This window comes from Streptomyces sp. NBC_01092, from assembly GCF_045039535.1.
Classification (GTDB): Bacteria; Actinomycetota; Actinomycetes; order Streptomycetales; family Streptomycetaceae; genus Streptomyces.
Genome location: NZ_CP108659.1, coordinates 2,604,386 through 2,619,582, shown reverse-complemented (window position 1 = coordinate 2,619,582; position 15,197 = coordinate 2,604,386). Strand labels below are relative to the sequence as shown.

The following is a 15,197-nucleotide window of genomic DNA, read 5'->3' as shown; positions in this document are numbered from 1 at the left end:
GTGTGCGCGCTGCGTCAGGCCACGATCAGATAGATCCCGTAGGCCACCGCCGCCGTGCACGCCGCGAAGCACGCGTACGCGCCCGTGACCGCGAGTGCGGCCGAGTCGCCCTGGGCCGCGGCCCGTTCGCGGCGGGACAGGCCCGCGATGCCGAGGGTGAACAGGCCCACCAGGGCCACCGTGATCACGAGGCTGACGCCGAAGACGGAGCCGAGAGCCGCCCAGTCGATCTTCATGCTTCTTCTTTCTTGGGAGCCGGTAACGGGGCGGGGGTCAGACCGTGGCCTGCGAGGGCGCGGGCTCGGAGGACGGGGCCGGGATCGTGGCCGTGAGGTCCTCGGTGGCCGTGCCTGCCGGGGGCGGGGTCACGGCGGCGATGGCGGTGGTGACGACGCCTGCCGGCTCGTCGGACTCGTTGACGTTCGTGTGGTCGACGACCTCGCGGCGGGAGAGCTTCCAGATCGCGGCGCTGGAGGCGATCAGGAAGACGGCGACCACGGCCGTGCCCCAGGCGCCGAAGCCCGTCACGTACTCCGCGAGCGCGCCCACCAGGGCTGCGGCCGGGAGGGTCAGGCCCCAGGCGACGAACATCCGGGTGGCCGTCGACCAGCGGACGACGCCGCCCTTGCGGCCGAGGCCGGCGCCCATCACCGAGCCGGAGACGGAGTGCGTGGTGGAGAGGGAGAAGCCGAGGTGGGAGGAGGCCAGGATGACGGTGGCCGCGCTGGTCTGGGCGGCGAAGCCCTGCTGCGGCTGAAGGTCGGTCAGGCCCTTGCCCATGGTGCGGATGATGCGCCAGCCGCCGAGGTAGGTGCCGAGCGCGATGGCCAGGCCCGCGGAGAGGATGACCCACATGGGCGGGTCGGAGTCGGGGGCGACGGCGCCGCCGGCGACCAGGGCGAGGGTGATGATGCCCATCGTCTTCTGCGCGTCGTTGGTGCCGTGGGCGAGCGAGACCAGGCCGGCGGAGGCGATCTGGCCGGTGCGGTAGCCCTTGGCGGCGGCTTTGCCGTCGGCCTTCTTGCCGAGGGTGTACATCAGGCGGGTGGCGAGCAGCGCGGCGATGCCCGCGACCAGCGGCGCGGCGATCGCCGGGATCAGCACCTTGGTGACGAGCACGTCGCCGTGGACCGCGCCGACGCCGGCCGAGGCGATGGTGGCGCCGATCAGACCGCCCATCAGGGCGTGCGAGGAGCTGGAGGGCAGGCCCACCAGCCAGGTCAGCAGGTTCCAGAGGATCGCGCCGACCAACGCGGCGAATATGACCTCGGGGCGTATGCCGGTCTCGTCGACGAGACCTTTGGAGATCGTGTTGGCGACCTCCACGGAGAGGAAGGCGCCGACAAGGTTCAGTACGGCGGACATGGCCACCGCGACCTTGGGCTTGAGCGCACCGGTCGAGATGGTGGTGGCCATCGCGTTGGCGGTGTCGTGGAAACCGTTCGTGAAATCGAACGCGAGTGCGGTGACCACCACAATCGCGAGGATCAGCGAGAAGTTTTCCATTTACCCAGGCAATCGTTCGAGGTCATTGGCTGGACGAACGTAGGTAACCTGAGTGAACGAAAGGTGAACTGGGGTGGGCCGCACGGTGTCCGGAGCGGCCGGGTGAGGTGACCCCGACCCCGCCGGTCGACGCGCGGCCCAGGCGCCGCACGGTCAGTAGCCTCGGGCGAACTTCCTCAGCTGGGTCATGGAGCCGTTGAAGAGATTCTGATCACCCGGCAGGCTGCCGCTGGCGTTGTCGTACTGCCAGAGGGTCCAGTACCGCCATCCGGCCGGCAGCGCCCCCGCGGTCGCGGAGTCGTAGCGGGCTATCCACAGCGCGTGGTTCGAGGCGAAGGTGCGGCTGGTGCCGGTGCAGTTGTTCCACCAGTGCGTGGTGGTGTAGATCACCGGGCGGCGGCCGGTCAGCCGCTTCATCTCGTTGCTGAAGGACTGGATCCAGCTGACCATCTTCGCCTTGCTCAGTCCGTAGCACTTCTGCCTGCCGTACGGGTTGTACTCGATGTCCAGGGCGGGCGGCAGGGTCCAGCCGTCCGACCGCCAGCCGCCGCCGTTGCGCACGAAGAAGGCGGCCTGGGTCTTGCCCGACGACTTGTTCGGCAGCGCGAAATGGTACGCGCCGCGGATCAGGCCCGCGTTGCGGGAGCCGTTGTACTGCTGGCCGAAGTACGGGTTGCGGTAGGTGTGGGACTCGGTCGCCTTGACGTAGACGAACCTGGCGCCCTTGGCCTTCGAGCTCTGCCAGTTGACGTTCTTCTGATGGGAAGAGACGTCGTGCCCCTTGGGCTTGCTCGCGGCCGCCGCCGGGATCTCGGCGAGTGCGGTTCCGCTGAGGGTGAGGGCCGCCACGGATATCGCTATGAGTCGGGAGCGGTGGCGGGACGGTTTGTGATCACGGGCCATATTTCCCCCCGGAATGGCTACGCGTGCGACAAATCCCCCAGAGGCTACTGGAAGATCGTTGAAAGCTGATCGATCTCAGGCCAAGGCGAGGGCGGGGGTGGTGTATCCCCTTGTGCGCCCTGCCGGAGGCCGGAGTTCCCCCTTAGAGTGCGCCGCCCCTGCGGCGACTTGACGCCATGTCGACGCGGCGGCTGGCAGGATCGCCGCATGGTTGAGGAGCGGCGGGATCAGCGGGGCGAGCGGGATGCACGGGAGGGCTCACAGGAAGTGGGGGAGGCGTGGGGCAGGAGTGTGCGCCCCGAGGAGACGGAGGCCTGGGAGGCCCTCGTGGTGACGGCACGCAGGACCGTCTCCGAGGGGCTCGTCGTGGGCACGTCCGGCAATCTCTCGGTGCGGGTCGGGGACACGGTGCTGGTCACGCCGTCGGGGGTGCCGTACGACCGGCTGTCGCCGGAGGACGTGACGGGGGTCGACCTGGCTGGGGATCGGGTGCTCGGCTCGCTCGTGCCGACGAGCGAGCTGCCGATGCATCTGGCGATCTACCGCGCCACGGACGCCGGCGCCGTCGTCCACACTCACGCGGTCCATGCCACGGCGGTGTCGACGCTGGTGCCGGAGCTCCCGCTGATCCACTACATGGCCGCGGCGCTCGGCGGGCCGGTGCGGGTTGCCCCATATGCGACGTACGGCACCGATGAGTTGGCCGAGAACATGCTCCGTGCCCTCACCGACCGCACCGCCTGCCTCCTCCAGAACCACGGCACGGTCGCCTACGGCACGACCCTGGACCAGGCCTACGACCGCACGGCCCAGCTGGAGTGGATGTGCCGCGTGTGGCTGACGGCGTCGAGCGTGCCGGGACTGACACCGACGCTGCTGTCGCAGGGGCAGGTGGCGGAGGTGGGGGAGCGGTTGCGGGGGTACGGGCAGCGGGGGTGATGCCTGTGGACCCGCCCGGCGCCGGGCCGCGCCCCACCCCCGCCCAGCCCCCTCCCGGCACGGGGACGCCCCACCCCCGGCCTCACCCCAGGTCGCCCTCCCACTGGCCGCTCCTCCCGTCCGCCCGGACACTGGAGGGGTGCGCACTGTCAAAGCGACGGCCGCTGCCGTCACCGTGGCTCTGGCCGCCGGCGCCGCGAGCGTCGCCGCCGGGCGGTTCGCCAGTGGGGCCGCGCTGACGGCTCCCGCCGGCAGGCCCCTGCCCACCGAACCCCGGCTCACCGTGCACGCCACGGCCGCCGGCCAGATCGCGCTCACCCGCCATCTGGCCTCCCTGCGCCCCGGCATCTACGGCCTCTCCGGCGACGGCTCGCACGCGGTCGTCGGCCCCGTCCTCGCCGCGGCGAGGCACTCCGCCGACACCGTCGTACGCCGACTCGAACGCGTCACCCACGGCACACTCAAGCCCGGCGACAGCGTCTGGCTCACCCCGAACGTGCACGTCGGCAACCCGAGCGCCGCCCTCGGTCTCGACCACGCCGACGTCGACATCCCCGGCGAACTCGGCTCCCTGCCCGCATGGTTCGTCCCCGCCGCACGGGACACCTGGGTCATCGCCGTGCACGGCCTCGGCACCACCCGCGAACACGCCATGAACGTCATGGAGTTCCTGAGCGGCCGCCACTTCCCGGTCCTCGCCCTCGGCTACCGCGGCGACCTCGGCGCACCCCGCCCGTCGGACGGCCTGAACCACCTCGGCGAGACCGAGTGGCGGGACCTGGACGCGGCGATGCGCTACGCCGTGCGGTACGGCGCCAAGCAACTCGTCCTGCTCGGCTGGTCCACCGGCGCGACGATGGCGCTGCGCGCCGCCGCGCGCTCGGGGCTGCGCGACCGGATCTCCGGCCTCGTGCTGGACTCCCCGGTGCTCAGCTGGGAGGCCACCCTGCGCGCCCTCGCCACCGCCCGGCACACGCCGAGCGCGCTGCTGCCGCTCGCGGTCCGCGCGGCACAGGGCCGCACCGGCCTGAACGCCGACGGCCAGGCCCTCGCCCCCCTGACGGTGCCGACGCTGGTCTTCCACGGCCCCGACGACCGGGTGGCGCCCTGGGCCCTCTCCCGCCGTCTCGCCGACGCCCACCCCAACCTGGTGACCCTCCAGCGGGTCGATCGAGCCCCCCACGCGGCCATGTGGAACGCCGACCCCGAGTCCTACGAGGAGTCCCTGCGCCGCTTCATGACGCCGCTCATGTGACGTCCCTCGGTGCGCGGCGGCCCGGACTGCCGGCGCGTCGCCTGTGCGGCCGTCCCTCCGCCTCCCGTCACCCCCCTCGGCGACACCCCCTTCCGCACCGGTCGGACAGATTCCGTTTAAGCCCGTACCAGTGGCCTGTTATCGGTCCTCAGCCGCTCGCCGGACCCCGTGCGTTGGCCATCCCCGTCGCCCCTCGTGACATTCCGTTTGGGTTTTCGGACCGTCAACCGGAAGACTGCACCCGTGACGTCCCGTATCCCGCGCGACTCCAGGCTTCGACTCGTCCGCCCGCGACCCCTGGCCGCCGCCCCCAGAGCTGTGAACCAGCGGCGCCCACGCCGCCCCGCACCGCGCCCCCCGGAGGGCACACCGGCCCGCGCCGAGCTGGCCAGAATGGCTCGCTCGGGTCTGGCCGCCGCGGCCCGCGTAGCCCACTGGGCCGACACCGCACTGAGCCCCGGCCGGGGCGGCACGCACTCCGACGGCCAAGGCACCCTCTCCGACGCGACCGCCGAACGGGCCGCCGGTGACCTGGGCCTGACCGTGGCTCAGGTGCGCGCCGACTGGGACACCGCGCGGCTCGCCGGTCTCGTCGAGGTGCACGGCGACAGCGCCCGCCCCGGCTGGCGGCTGCGCGCCTGGGACCGCGACGACAGCGCCGTCCTGCGTGGCTGGGTCGCTCTCTTCGACGCCTGGTCGCTCGCCCACCCCGAACCCGACGACCTCGAACACGGTGCCGTCGCCGACGTCGTCTCGGCCCTGCCCCAGGTGCTCTCCTTCCTCCAGCTGTCCGCCGGGCCCGTCCCCGTCGAGCAGCTCCTGGACCTGCTGGAGCAGCGCGTCATGGAGCTGCGCACCGAGAGATGCGAGATCGCCTACGGGCCGCAGCCCGAGCCGGTCGTCGCCCCGGCCGGCATCTCGGCCGCCGTCGAGGACACCCCCCTCGCCCCGCTCCTCGACTGGGCCCTGCACGCCCTCACCTCCGTCGGCGCCCTCACCTGCGGCGACGGACAGGCCACGCTCACCCCGCTGGGCAGCTGGGCGGTCTGGGTCAAGCTGGAGCAGATCTGCGTCGCCGCCCAGAGCCCCGCCGGGAACATCGAGCAGGCGGCCGAGGACATGCTCCGCGGCTGCGCCCAGCTCCGCCCGAACGCCGCCCGCGACGAGTACCGCGCCTGGCTCGCCGCCCGCCCCGTCGGCAGCGCCGTCACCGAACTCCTCGGCGCCGCCCGCGGCGACGACGCCCTCCTGCGCGGCCTCGCCTTCGAGGCGCTGCGCGTCGTCGGCGCCCCCGCCGAGCCCGACGTACACGCCGTCGTCGACGAGCCCACCCTGCGGCCGTACGCCCTGCTGTGGCTCGCCGAGCACGACGGCGTCGACCCCGAGGACGCCCATGAGGTGCTCACCCGGGAAGAGGCCACCTGGCTGTGGGTCGACACCGCCGCCGCCGTCGCCGACCACGGCGAGGCCCCGATGCTCGTACGGCACCTGGAGTCCGCGGTCCAGCCGACCGTGCCCGCGCTCCTCACCGAGGTGCGCGCCGTCGGACACCCCCGCACCGTTCAGGTCCTGGTCGCGCTCGCCGCCGCGCACCCCGACCCGGCCCTCGCGAAAGCCGTGCGCCGCGCCGCCTTCCAGGTGCACACCGGGGGGAGCTGAGCCGGACCGGCGCTCAGCCCTTGATCTCGGGGGCGTACGTGCCGAAGCTCCACACATTGCCCTCCAGGTCCCGGGCCATGTAGTCCCGCGAGCCGTAGTCCTGGTCCGTCGGGGGCATCAGGATCTCCGCGCCGTGCTCCACGGCCCGCCGGTGGTGTGCGTCGACATCGTCCACGACGACGTACACCCCCGTCGTGCCCTCCCGCATCGCCTTGTCGAAGGTGCTGCCGGTGCCCTTCGAACCCAGCATCACCGCGCCGTTGCCCTGCACCAGCTCGGCGTGCGCCACCGAGCCGTCCTCGCCCTCGTACACCGCGAGCTCCGTGAACCCGAAGGCCTCCGTGAGCTGCTTGATCGCCGCCTTCGCGTCCGCGTACCGCAGCGTCGGATAGATAGTCGGACGCCCGCCGCTCGTGCCTGCCATGCCGATCACCCCTTTGTGATCAATCGCCGTGGTCCACAGCCGGCGACCGCCGACCCTCGACCGGATTTCGAGCCGCTGCCCAGTCTTGCAGCGACCACTGACAACGGCTCGTGAGCAGCGCCCGCGACTCCGGCCGAACTGCCGAACGGGGAAGAGGCCCCGGCACCTTGCCGTGGACCGCACGTGCCGAACATCACGGCAGGACGCCCCTCATGGCCCAGTCCTGCCCCGACGTGCCCTGGACGGGCGGGCGGCCCGGTCCGCACACCCGATCCCAGAAAAAGTGGTTGCACGGCCCCGTTAGACTGGCCTCATGGCCATTCTCCTCGCGCATTAGACGGCGGGAACGTCCTCAGCCGCCCATCCCGCCACCTTCCCCCGCCTTGGAGTCTGTCCGTGATCTCCGCCTCCGGTATCGAGCTGCGCGCCGGTGCGCGCGTCCTCATCGAGTCCGCGACCTTCCGCGTCGCCAAGGGCGACCGCATCGGCCTGGTCGGTCGTAACGGCGCCGGCAAGACCACCCTCACCAAGTGCCTCGCCGGCGACGGCATCCCCGCCGCAGGCAACATCACCCGCTCCGGCGAGGTCGGCTACCTCCCCCAGGACCCCCGCACCGGCGACCTCGACGTCCTCGCCCGCGACCGCGTCCTGTCCGCGCGCGGTCTGGACGTACTGATCCGCAAGATGCGCGACAACGAACAGCGCATCGCGGGCGGCCAGGGCGCCACCCGCGAGAAGGCGCTCAGGCAGTACGAGCGCCAGGAGACCGAGTTCCTCACCAAGGGCGGGTACTCCGCCGAGGCCGAGGCCGCCACCATCGCCGCCGCGCTCAACCTGCCCGACCGAGTGCTCGGCCAGCCGCTGCACACGCTCTCCGGCGGTCAGCGCCGCCGTATCGAGCTCGCCCGCATCCTGTTCTCCGACGCGGACACGCTCCTGCTCGACGAGCCGACCAACCACCTGGACGCCGACTCGATCGTCTGGCTGCGCGACTACCTCAAGACCTACCGCGGCGGCTTCATCGTGATCTCCCACGACGTCGACCTGGTCGAGACGGTCGTGAACAAGGTGTTCTACCTGGACGCCAACCGCGCCCAGATCGACGTCTACAACATGGGCTGGAAGCTCTACCAGCAGCAGCGCGAGGCCGACGAGAAGCGCCGCAAGCGCGAGCGGCAGAACGCCGAGAAGAAGGCCGCCGCGCTGCACTCGCAGGCCGACAAGATGCGCGCCAAGGCCACCAAGACCGTCGCCGCGCAGAACATGGCGAAGCGCGCCGACCGACTGCTCGCCGGCCTCGAGGCGGTCCGCGTCTCCGACAAGGTCGCCAAGCTCCGCTTCCCGGACCCCGCGCCCTGCGGCAAGACCCCGCTGACCGCCGAGGGCCTGTCGAAGTCGTACGGCTCGCTGGAGATCTTCACCGACGTCGACCTGGCCATCGACAAGGGCTCCCGGGTCGTCATCCTCGGCCTCAACGGCGCCGGCAAGACCACCCTCCTGCGCCTCCTCGGCGGCGTCGAGAAGCCCGACACCGGCGAGGTGATCGAGGGCCACGGCCTCAAGCTCGGCTACTACGCGCAGGAGCACGAGACCCTCGACCCGGAGCGCACGGTCCTGGAGAACATGCGCTCCGCCTCCCCCGACCTGGACCTGGTCGAGATCCGCAAGACGCTCGGCTCGTTCCTGTTCTCCGGCGACGACGTCGACAAGCCCGCCGGTGTCCTCTCCGGCGGCGAGAAGACCCGGCTCGCCCTCGCCACCCTCGTGGTGTCGTCGGCGAACGTCCTCCTGCTCGACGAGCCCACCAACAACCTCGACCCGGCCAGCCGCGAGGAGATCCTCGGCGCGCTGCGCACCTACAAGGGCGCCGTCGTCCTCGTCACCCACGACGAGGGCGCCGTCGAGGCGCTCCAGCCGGAGCGGATCATTCTGCTGCCGGACGGCGTCGAGGACCTGTGGGGCGCCGACTACGCGGATCTCGTCGCCCTCGCTTGATCGAATGCGTGATCAACGGGCTATGGATCATTCGGCCCATCGGTGATCCATCATCTGTGTGAGATCTCCTCGTACCGAGGTGTGTGCTACATCGATTTCGCGGCCGTTTCCTTTATCGACAAGGGCTCGGCCGCGGCACGACGCTGACCTGGTACTTCGTAAAAGAACCCGTTCGGCCGTACGGACGCCACACTGCGGAATTTGAGATTCCGCATGTGGGGATGTGCTCCTGTCGTCAAAACCATGTCTCACGGACCTTGCCGAATGGGTGGCCATGAAGCCCCGGAGGGGTGATCATGAGGAGACCAGAGCGCACTTCCCATGAGGAGGCACGGGTGGCCGAGACTCTGAAGAAGGGCAGCCGGGTAACCGGCGCCGCGCGCGACAAGCTCGCGGCAGACCTGAAGAAGAAGTACGACTCCGGTGCGAGCATTCGGGCGCTGGCCGAGGAAACCGGTCGCTCGTATGGCTTCGTACACCGGATGCTCAGCGAATCGGGCGTCACGCTCCGTGGGCGTGGCGGGGCGACGCGGGGCAAAAAGGCCGCGTCGTCCTGAGCCCGGGCGGCCCATCGGCTTCGATGGTGGCCACCCGGTCGGTTCTCTGATCGACCGGGTGGTTACTGTGCAGTCACTTAGTGGATGCCCTCCGGGCATCCCGCGATGACCGCACGCATCGGAGGCACCCCATGGCTTCGCCCGACCAGGACTTCGCTCCCCTGCTCGACAAGAACGGCGTACGGCTCACCGTCGACGGCGCGATCGCCACGGTGACGCTGACCGACCCGGCCAAGCGCAATGCACAGAGCCCCGCCATGTGGCGGACGCTCGCCGAGGCCGGGCGGGTTCTGCCGGGCAATGTGCGGGTCGTTGTGCTGCGCGGCGAGGGCAAGGCCTTCTCCGCCGGACTCGACCGGCAGATGTTCACGCCCGAGGGGATCGAGGGCGAGACCTCGTTCATGGATCTCGCGCGCAGCAGCGACGGTGAACTCGACGCTGCCATCGCCGAGTTCCAGGAGGGTTTCACCTGGTGGCGGCGTAACGACCTCGTGTCCATCGCCGCCGTGCAGGGCTACGCCATCGGGGCGGGCTTCCAGCTCGCGCTCGCCTGTGACATGCGCGTCGTCGCCGACGACGTGCAGTTCGCCATGCGCGAGACCAGCCTCGGGCTGGTGCCGGACCTGACGGGCACGAATCCGCTCGTCGGGCTGGTCGGCTACGGCCGCGCGCTGGAGATCTGTGTGACGGGGCGATTCGTGCTGGCCGAGGAAGCTGTGAACAGCGGACTCGCCAACCTCGCGGTGCCCGCCGACCAGCTCGACGACGCCGTACGCGATCTGGCGGGGGCGATCGTGGCCGCGCCGCGCGACGCCGTCGTCGAGACCAAGGCGCTGATCCGTGGTGCCCTGGACCGCACGTACGACGAGCAGCGCGGTGCCGAGCGGGCCGCGCAGGCGCGACGGCTGCGGGACCTGGCCGGCCTCGGCGAATAGCGGTCCGCCGGCAGTGCCGGGTGATGTCGTCGCTTGTCCGCGGGGCCGGCATGGCCGGTCGCGCGGTTCGCCGCGCCCCTGGGCGGCGCTGCCGATCCGCAGGGACTTCGCCTGACTGTTCGGGCCGCCGGCCGGTCAGCCGACGGCCGTCACCAGCACGGCCACCGTCGGATGATCCGCCAACGCCGTGCGCACCCTCTTGCGGACCTCCCGGGCCACGTCCAGGGCCCGGTGGTCCCCGCTCACCGCGATCTCCACGCGCACATGCCGGTGCGGCAGTACGGCCGTGCCGTGCCGCGTCTCGATGTGCACCGCCTGCCCCAACCCGCCCAGGGCGCCGGTCAGTTCACTCACCCCCGGGACCGCCAGGGCCGCGGCGGTGACGCGCTCCTCGTCGCCGGTCCCGGGCTCGGCAGCCTGTGCCGGCTCCGGCTGCCGTACGGAAGCGGGTTCGGCGTCCTCGTCGAGCAGGGCCGTCACCCTCAGATCCACCTCGGTCACCTTCAGCCCGAGGCGTTCCGTCGCCGCCGCGGCCAGCAGGGCGCGCAGCCGGTCCGCCGTCGCCGGCAGCGGCTCGGCCGCCGTCGCCGCGAAGTCGGCCGTCACCCGCAGCGGGCCCGGCGGCAGCGCGCTCGGCGGTGGCAGTACGGCGGCCTCGCTGGCGTGCTCCGGGTCGCTGAGCACGATCCGCAGTGCGTCGAGGCGTACCCCGCGCATGACCATGGCCGCGCGCCGCAGTACCGCCTCGGCCGCCTCCTCGGAGATCCACACGCCGTCGTGCGCTCCGCCCAACGGCAGCAGCCTTCCGAGCCCCACCTGATGCCGCCGCACTCCCTGCGTCCACCCGTCCGCCGTCGTCATTCCTCCAGCCTGCCGCATCCCCGGAGCGTAGTGCGGCAACCGCGCTTACGGTGGTCAAGGGAACGACAAACCGAAAGGGACGTACGGCGATGACCGACATGGAGCAGAACCGGACGCAGAACCCTGAGGAGACCGCGTCGAGCGTGGCGTCGGCGCGCAGGACCACCAAGCGCGGCGGCGGGGACCCGGCCGGCCGCGGGCGGACCACCATCGCCGACGGCGTGGTCGAGAAGATCGCCGGCATGGCGGCCCGCGACGTGGTCGGTGTGCACGCGATGGGCAGCGGGATGAGCCGTACCTTCGGCGCCGTACGGGAACGGGTGCCCGGCACGGCGAAATCCGTGACCCGCGGCGTCAAGGTCGAGGTCGGCGAGGTGCAGACCGCGCTCGACCTGGAGATCGTCGTCGACTACGGCGTGTCGATCGGCGACGTGGCACGGGCCGTTCGGGAGAACGTGGTCGCCGCCGTCGAGCGGATGACGGGACTCGAAGTCGTCGAGGTCAACATCGCGGTGAGTGATGTGAAGCTTCCCGAGGAAGAGGATGAAGAGCCGGAGTCGCGGCTCCAGTGACATCCGGATCCGGTGAGGCACCGGCGCCACCGACAACCGAACGGAGTGCACCATGAGCAAGGCCTTGCTCGGCATGATCGCCGGCATGGTGTTGGGCTTCGCCGGGTACTTCGGCGGGTTCGGCGCCTTCCTGCTGGTGGCGGCGCTGGGCGCGATCGGGTTCGGCGTCGGCCGGTTCCTGGAGGGGGACTACGAACTCGGCGACTTCTTCCGCCCGCGTGACGGCCGACGCGACCGGCGGTGACGTCCGTGAGCGCGCAGGCCACGGAAACAGGCAGACCTGCCACCGTCGTCCTGGCCGGTGAGCGCGGGTCGACCCGGATCGCCGACCGGGTCGTCGCGAAGATCGCCTCCCAGGCGGCGCGCGAGGCCGTGGGGCCGCTTCCCGAGGACGCCGCCCGGCCCTACGCCCATGTCGTCGTGCGTCCCCAGGCCGCGCAGGGGACCACCGTCGACGCGGCCCGGGTCCGCGTCCATGTCGAGCTCGAATACCCCACCGACATCGGCTCCCGGTGCGCGGCCGTGCGTCGGCGGGTCGTGGAGCGGGTAGGCGCGTTGGTGGGCATGGAGGTGCCGGAGGTCGCCGTGCACGTGGAGCGGCTGCACCCGGCGCCCGGACAGGGCGCGGCACAGGGGAGGACGCGATGAGCGAGTCCCAGGGGTCCGAGGGCACCACGCAACGACTCCCGGTCCTGGAGAAGGAGACCGGACCCGAGCCACTCGACCAGTCGGCGTCGGCGGCGGACTACGAGCCGCCGACCGCACTCGACGGCGACGGCGGACGCGAGCGCCGCTTCTGGTCGGCCCGCCGGATCCCGGCCGCGATCATTGCACTCGTGCTGCTGTTCCTCGCGGGCGTCTTCCTGTACGACATCGCGGCCGTGCGGGCCGACCGGCCCGGGATGCGCTGGCGCCGGGGACTGGCCCACCAGCTCGCCGAGCGCCCCCTCGACGACATCTGGGTCCTGGTCGGGGCGGGTGTCGTCGCCGTCCTCGGCCTCTGGCTGCTCGTCCTGGCCGCCACGCCCGGCCTGCGGCAGGTGCTGCCGATGCGCCGCACCCACACCGACGTACGCGCCGGACTCCACCGCGACCTGGCCGCCCTGGTCCTGCGCGACCGGGCCATGGAGATCTCCGGGGTCCAGTCGGTACGGGTGCGGATGGGGCGGGGGCGGGCCGACGTCCGCGCGGTCTCGCACTTCCGCGACCTGGACGACGTACGCGCCGACCTGGACGCCACGCTCGCCGACGCGATCAGGGGCCTCGGGCTGTCCCGCCCGCCCGCGCTGTCGGTGCATGTACGCCGGCTCGGACGGAAGGGGTGAGGGCCGTGCTCAGGGTGGTCAACCGCGTGCTGATCGGGCTGGTCGGACTGGTGCTGTTCGTGCTCGGCGGCTCGGTGCTCGCCGTGGGACTGGGAGCCCCGGCTCCGTCCTGGTGGATCCACGACGACCGGCACGACGTCCTGCTCAGCGACGCCGAGCGCACGCACTGGCGGGACGACGGCTGGTGGTGGCCGACGGTCATCGCCGTACTGGCCGTCCTGGTCCTGCTCGCCCTGTGGTGGCTGACCGCGGAGCTGCGCCGGCGCCGCCTGGCGGAGGTCCTGGTGGACACCGGGGACGGCGAGGGCGCACTGCTGCGGGGCCGGGCCCTGGAGAGCGTGCTGGCGAGCGAGGCGGCGGGCCTGGAGGGTGTCCAACGCGCCCACGTCCACCTGACGGGCCGGCGCAGCACTCCGGAGACCCGGGTACGGCTCCTGCTGGCACCCCATGTCGACCCGGGGACGGCGCTGAACGACCTCACCACCCAGGCCCTCGCGCACGCCCGCACCTCGGCGGGCCTCGCGGCACTGCCGACGGAGGTCCGTCTGAAGGGCGTCAAGCACGGTGCCGAAAGGGTCAGTTGACCGGCCGCTCAGCTCTGTGTGGCCACGCGGATCAGGTCGGCGACCGCGCGACGTCGGCTGTGCGACGGCCACGCGATCACCGTGGTCACGGGTGGAGCGTCCAGGACCGGCACGGCGGCGAGATCCCGGCGCAGGTCGGTGCCGGCGGACTCGGGCATGATCGCGGTGGTACGGCCGAGCGCGATCAGCTGGAAGAGCTGTGTCAGGTTCCGTACCTCGGCCCCTGGCCCCTGCGGGTACGTGCCGTCGGGATCGGGCCAGCGAGCCATCGGGAGTTCCGGCAGTGCGGTGACCTCGGCCATCCGGATCTCGGAGCGGCCGGCGAGTGGATGCGAGGCGGGCAGGATCGCCACCTGCCCCTCGGCGTACAGGGTTTCGCTGTCGAGTCCGGCCGTTGAATCGAACGGCAAGTGCAGCAGAGCCACGTCGGCCTGCCCGTCCTGCAGCAATGTCTGTTGCTGGTGCGCCTCGCAGAGCAGCAGATCGACGGTGGCCGCGCCGGGCTCCGCGCGGTAGGCGTCGAGCAGTTTGGCCAGCAACTCGCCGGCGGTGCCGGATTTGACGGCGAGGACGAGGCGGGGGCGCCTTTGCGCAGCCTGCTGGGTACGCCGCTCGGCTGCCGTCACCGCGCCGAGGATCGCGCGCCCTTCGGCCAGCAGTACGGCCCCGGCTTCGGTGAGTGAGACCTTGCGGGTGGTGCGCTCCAACAGCTTGACCCCGAGCTGCCGTTCGAGCCGGGCGATCGCGCGGGACAGGGGCGGCTGGGCCATCTCCAGACGCTGGGCGGCCCTGCCGAAGTGCAGTTCCTCGGCGAGGGCGACGAAGTAGCGCAGCTCGCGTATTTCCATGCACGCACCGTACTTCGGCAGACGGTCGATTCATGTCGCCCGGGTATGAGTACGTCACCGAAGTGGTGTTGGTGCCTGGCCGAGGCGCGGCCATGCTCGCTGTCATGAGCAAGAAGACCATCGCGCTGGTCACCGGCGCGAACAAGGGAATCGGGTACGAGATCGCGGCCGGGCTGGGCGCACTTGGCTGGAGCGTCGGTGTCGGCGCCCGGGACGAGGGCCGCGGGAAGGACGCCGTGGCGAAACTGCGCGCGGCAGGTGCCGACGCGTTCGGCGTGACCCTGGACGTGACCGACGACGCGAGCGTGACCGCCGCGGCGCGGCTGATCGAGGAGCGAGCGGGACGCCTTGACGTGCTGGTCAACAACGCCGGTGTCGCGGGCGGTTGGCCGGAGGAGCCCACGACCCTCGACCTGGAGACCGTGCGGCGGTTGGTGGAGACCAACGTTTTCGGCGTCATCCGGGTCACCAACGCGATGCTGCCGCTGCTGCGCCGGTCGGCACACCCGCGGATCGTCAACCAGTCCAGCCATGTCGGCTCTCTGGCCCTGCAGAGCACGCCCGGTGTCGACCTCGGAGGGATCAGCGGGGGGTACGCGCCGACGAAGACCTACCTCAACGCCGTCACCCTCCAGTACGCCAAGGAGCTGAGCGGCACCGACATCCTGATCAACAACGCCTGCCCCGGCTACGTGGCCACCGACCTCAACGGTTTCAGCGGTACTCAGACCCCTGAGCAGGGCGCGGCGATCGCCATCCGGCTGGCGGGTCTTCCCGACGACGGCCCCACTGGGCAGATGTTCGACGACAACGGAGTCGTGCCGTGGTGAGGGT

At 71.6% G+C, this 15,197-nt stretch carries 18 protein-coding genes; 12 read left to right on the top strand and 6 right to left on the bottom strand.

All coding sequences use genetic code 11. The features are described from left to right. Positions 1-14: 14 nt before the first annotated feature. From OG254_RS11570 to OG254_RS11560, 3 genes are all read right to left on the bottom strand, one after another. Entirely contained in the window at positions 15-236 is a 222-nt protein-coding gene (locus tag OG254_RS11570) for a hypothetical protein (protein ID WP_405580258.1), read from the bottom strand. 37 nt (positions 237-273) lie between these two features. Next, entirely contained in the window at positions 274-1,506 is a 1,233-nt protein-coding gene (locus OG254_RS11565; protein WP_405580255.1) for an anion permease, read from the bottom strand. Positions 1,507-1,659: 153 nt separating this feature from the next. Further along, positions 1,660-2,409, bottom strand: coding sequence for a lysozyme (locus tag OG254_RS11560; RefSeq protein WP_405580253.1), 750 nt, complete (start codon positions 2,407-2,409; stop codon positions 1,660-1,662). A gap of 207 nt (positions 2,410-2,616) precedes the next feature. Between OG254_RS11560 and OG254_RS11555 the strand changes: the two genes are divergently transcribed. The 3 genes from OG254_RS11555 to OG254_RS11545 all read left to right on the top strand — a co-directional run bounded on the left by OG254_RS11555 (position 2,617) and on the right by OG254_RS11545 (position 6,262). Continuing rightward, positions 2,617-3,348, top strand: a complete 732-nt coding sequence (locus OG254_RS11555) for a class II aldolase/adducin family protein (protein WP_405580250.1) — start codon at positions 2,617-2,619, stop codon at positions 3,346-3,348. 139 nt (positions 3,349-3,487) lie between these two features. Beyond that, positions 3,488-4,603: an alpha/beta hydrolase gene (locus OG254_RS11550; protein WP_405580248.1), complete on the top strand. Its 1,116-nt coding sequence runs from the start codon at positions 3,488-3,490 to the stop codon at positions 4,601-4,603. A gap of 243 nt (positions 4,604-4,846) precedes the next feature. Further along, the gene (locus OG254_RS11545; RefSeq protein ID WP_405580245.1) at positions 4,847-6,262 is read left to right on the top strand and encodes a hypothetical protein; all 1,416 of its coding nucleotides are present in this window, start codon (positions 4,847-4,849) and stop codon (positions 6,260-6,262) included. Positions 6,263-6,275: 13 nt separating this feature from the next. Here the strand turns inward: OG254_RS11545 and OG254_RS11540 are convergent, their stop codons facing one another. Beyond that, positions 6,276-6,686 (bottom strand): VOC family protein, encoded by a 411-nt coding sequence (locus OG254_RS11540; protein WP_405580242.1) that lies wholly within the window; start codon positions 6,684-6,686, stop codon positions 6,276-6,278. A 396-nt stretch (positions 6,687-7,082) separates the two neighbouring features. On the opposite strand from OG254_RS11540, the gene OG254_RS11535 reads away from it, so the two are divergent. The 3 genes from OG254_RS11535 to OG254_RS11525 all read left to right on the top strand — a co-directional run bounded on the left by OG254_RS11535 (position 7,083) and on the right by OG254_RS11525 (position 10,173). Then, entirely contained in the window at positions 7,083-8,681 is a 1,599-nt protein-coding gene (locus tag OG254_RS11535; RefSeq protein WP_405580239.1) for an ABC-F family ATP-binding cassette domain-containing protein, read from the top strand. A gap of 335 nt (positions 8,682-9,016) precedes the next feature. Beyond that, the gene (locus tag OG254_RS11530; protein WP_004002281.1) at positions 9,017-9,238 is read left to right on the top strand and encodes a helix-turn-helix domain-containing protein; all 222 of its coding nucleotides are present in this window, start codon (positions 9,017-9,019) and stop codon (positions 9,236-9,238) included. A gap of 131 nt (positions 9,239-9,369) precedes the next feature. Next, positions 9,370-10,173 (top strand): enoyl-CoA hydratase/isomerase family protein, encoded by an 804-nt coding sequence (locus OG254_RS11525; RefSeq protein WP_351195027.1) that lies wholly within the window; start codon positions 9,370-9,372, stop codon positions 10,171-10,173. 135 nt (positions 10,174-10,308) lie between these two features. On the opposite strand, the gene OG254_RS11520 is transcribed toward OG254_RS11525, so the two are convergent. After that, on the bottom strand, positions 10,309-11,034 hold the full coding sequence (locus OG254_RS11520) for a nucleopolyhedrovirus P10 family protein (protein ID WP_405580236.1): 726 nt from the start codon (positions 11,032-11,034) through the stop codon (positions 10,309-10,311). An 89-nt stretch (positions 11,035-11,123) separates the two neighbouring features. On the opposite strand from OG254_RS11520, the gene OG254_RS11515 reads away from it, so the two are divergent. The 5 genes from OG254_RS11515 to amaP are packed head-to-tail and all read left to right on the top strand — an operon-like array spanning position 11,124 to position 13,515. Then, positions 11,124-11,606 carry an Asp23/Gls24 family envelope stress response protein gene (locus OG254_RS11515; protein WP_405580233.1) on the top strand — a complete coding sequence of 161 codons (483 nt, stop codon included), beginning with the start codon at positions 11,124-11,126 and terminating at the stop codon, positions 11,604-11,606. 52 nt (positions 11,607-11,658) lie between these two features. Then, positions 11,659-11,850: a hypothetical protein gene (locus tag OG254_RS11510; RefSeq protein ID WP_351195024.1), complete on the top strand. Its 192-nt coding sequence runs from the start codon at positions 11,659-11,661 to the stop codon at positions 11,848-11,850. Next, positions 11,847-12,254 (top strand): Asp23/Gls24 family envelope stress response protein, encoded by a 408-nt coding sequence (locus tag OG254_RS11505; protein WP_405580230.1) that lies wholly within the window; start codon positions 11,847-11,849, stop codon positions 12,252-12,254. The genes OG254_RS11510 and OG254_RS11505 overlap by 4 nt, the downstream gene beginning before the upstream one ends. Continuing rightward, entirely contained in the window at positions 12,251-12,931 is a 681-nt protein-coding gene (locus tag OG254_RS11500; protein WP_405580227.1) for a DUF6286 domain-containing protein, read from the top strand. Before OG254_RS11505 ends, OG254_RS11500 begins: the two co-directional genes overlap by 4 nt. Then, on the top strand, positions 12,928-13,515 hold the full coding sequence (amaP, locus tag OG254_RS11495; protein ID WP_405580225.1) for an alkaline shock response membrane anchor protein AmaP: 588 nt from the start codon (positions 12,928-12,930) through the stop codon (positions 13,513-13,515). Before OG254_RS11500 ends, amaP begins: the two co-directional genes overlap by 4 nt. An 8-nt stretch (positions 13,516-13,523) precedes the next feature. Here amaP and OG254_RS11490 read toward each other — a convergent pair whose 3' ends face one another. Further along, the gene (locus OG254_RS11490; RefSeq protein ID WP_405580222.1) at positions 13,524-14,363 is read right to left on the bottom strand and encodes a LysR family transcriptional regulator; all 840 of its coding nucleotides are present in this window, start codon (positions 14,361-14,363) and stop codon (positions 13,524-13,526) included. A 92-nt stretch (positions 14,364-14,455) separates the two neighbouring features. On the opposite strand from OG254_RS11490, the gene OG254_RS11485 reads away from it, so the two are divergent. Continuing rightward, positions 14,456-15,193 carry an SDR family oxidoreductase gene (locus tag OG254_RS11485; RefSeq protein WP_405594946.1) on the top strand — a complete coding sequence of 246 codons (738 nt, stop codon included), beginning with the start codon at positions 14,456-14,458 and terminating at the stop codon, positions 15,191-15,193. Positions 15,194-15,197: the final 4 nt, after the last annotated feature.

Excerpts from the sequence above, each read along its gene's own strand:
- OG254_RS11525 (WP_351195027.1), top strand. The coding sequence starts at position 9,370 with ATGGCTTCGCCCGACCAGGACTTCGCTCCCCTGCTCGACAAGAACGGC.
- OG254_RS11560 (WP_405580253.1), bottom strand. The coding sequence starts at position 2,409 with ATGGCCCGTGATCACAAACCGTCCCGCCACCGCTCCCGACTCATAGCG.
- OG254_RS11565 (WP_405580255.1), bottom strand. The coding sequence starts at position 1,506 with ATGGAAAACTTCTCGCTGATCCTCGCGATTGTGGTGGTCACCGCACTC.
- OG254_RS11485 (WP_405594946.1), top strand. The coding sequence starts at position 14,456 with ATGCTCGCTGTCATGAGCAAGAAGACCATCGCGCTGGTCACCGGCGCG.
- OG254_RS11490 (WP_405580222.1), bottom strand. The coding sequence starts at position 14,363 with ATGGAAATACGCGAGCTGCGCTACTTCGTCGCCCTCGCCGAGGAACTG.
- OG254_RS11500 (WP_405580227.1), top strand. The coding sequence starts at position 12,251 with ATGAGCGAGTCCCAGGGGTCCGAGGGCACCACGCAACGACTCCCGGTC.
- OG254_RS11570 (WP_405580258.1), bottom strand. The coding sequence starts at position 236 with ATGAAGATCGACTGGGCGGCTCTCGGCTCCGTCTTCGGCGTCAGCCTC.
- OG254_RS11515 (WP_405580233.1), top strand. The coding sequence starts at position 11,124 with ATGACCGACATGGAGCAGAACCGGACGCAGAACCCTGAGGAGACCGCG.
- OG254_RS11520 (WP_405580236.1), bottom strand. The coding sequence starts at position 11,034 with ATGACGACGGCGGACGGGTGGACGCAGGGAGTGCGGCGGCATCAGGTG.
- OG254_RS11540 (WP_405580242.1), bottom strand. The coding sequence starts at position 6,686 with ATGGCAGGCACGAGCGGCGGGCGTCCGACTATCTATCCGACGCTGCGG.
- OG254_RS11510 (WP_351195024.1), top strand. The coding sequence starts at position 11,659 with ATGAGCAAGGCCTTGCTCGGCATGATCGCCGGCATGGTGTTGGGCTTC.
- OG254_RS11555 (WP_405580250.1), top strand. The coding sequence starts at position 2,617 with ATGGTTGAGGAGCGGCGGGATCAGCGGGGCGAGCGGGATGCACGGGAG.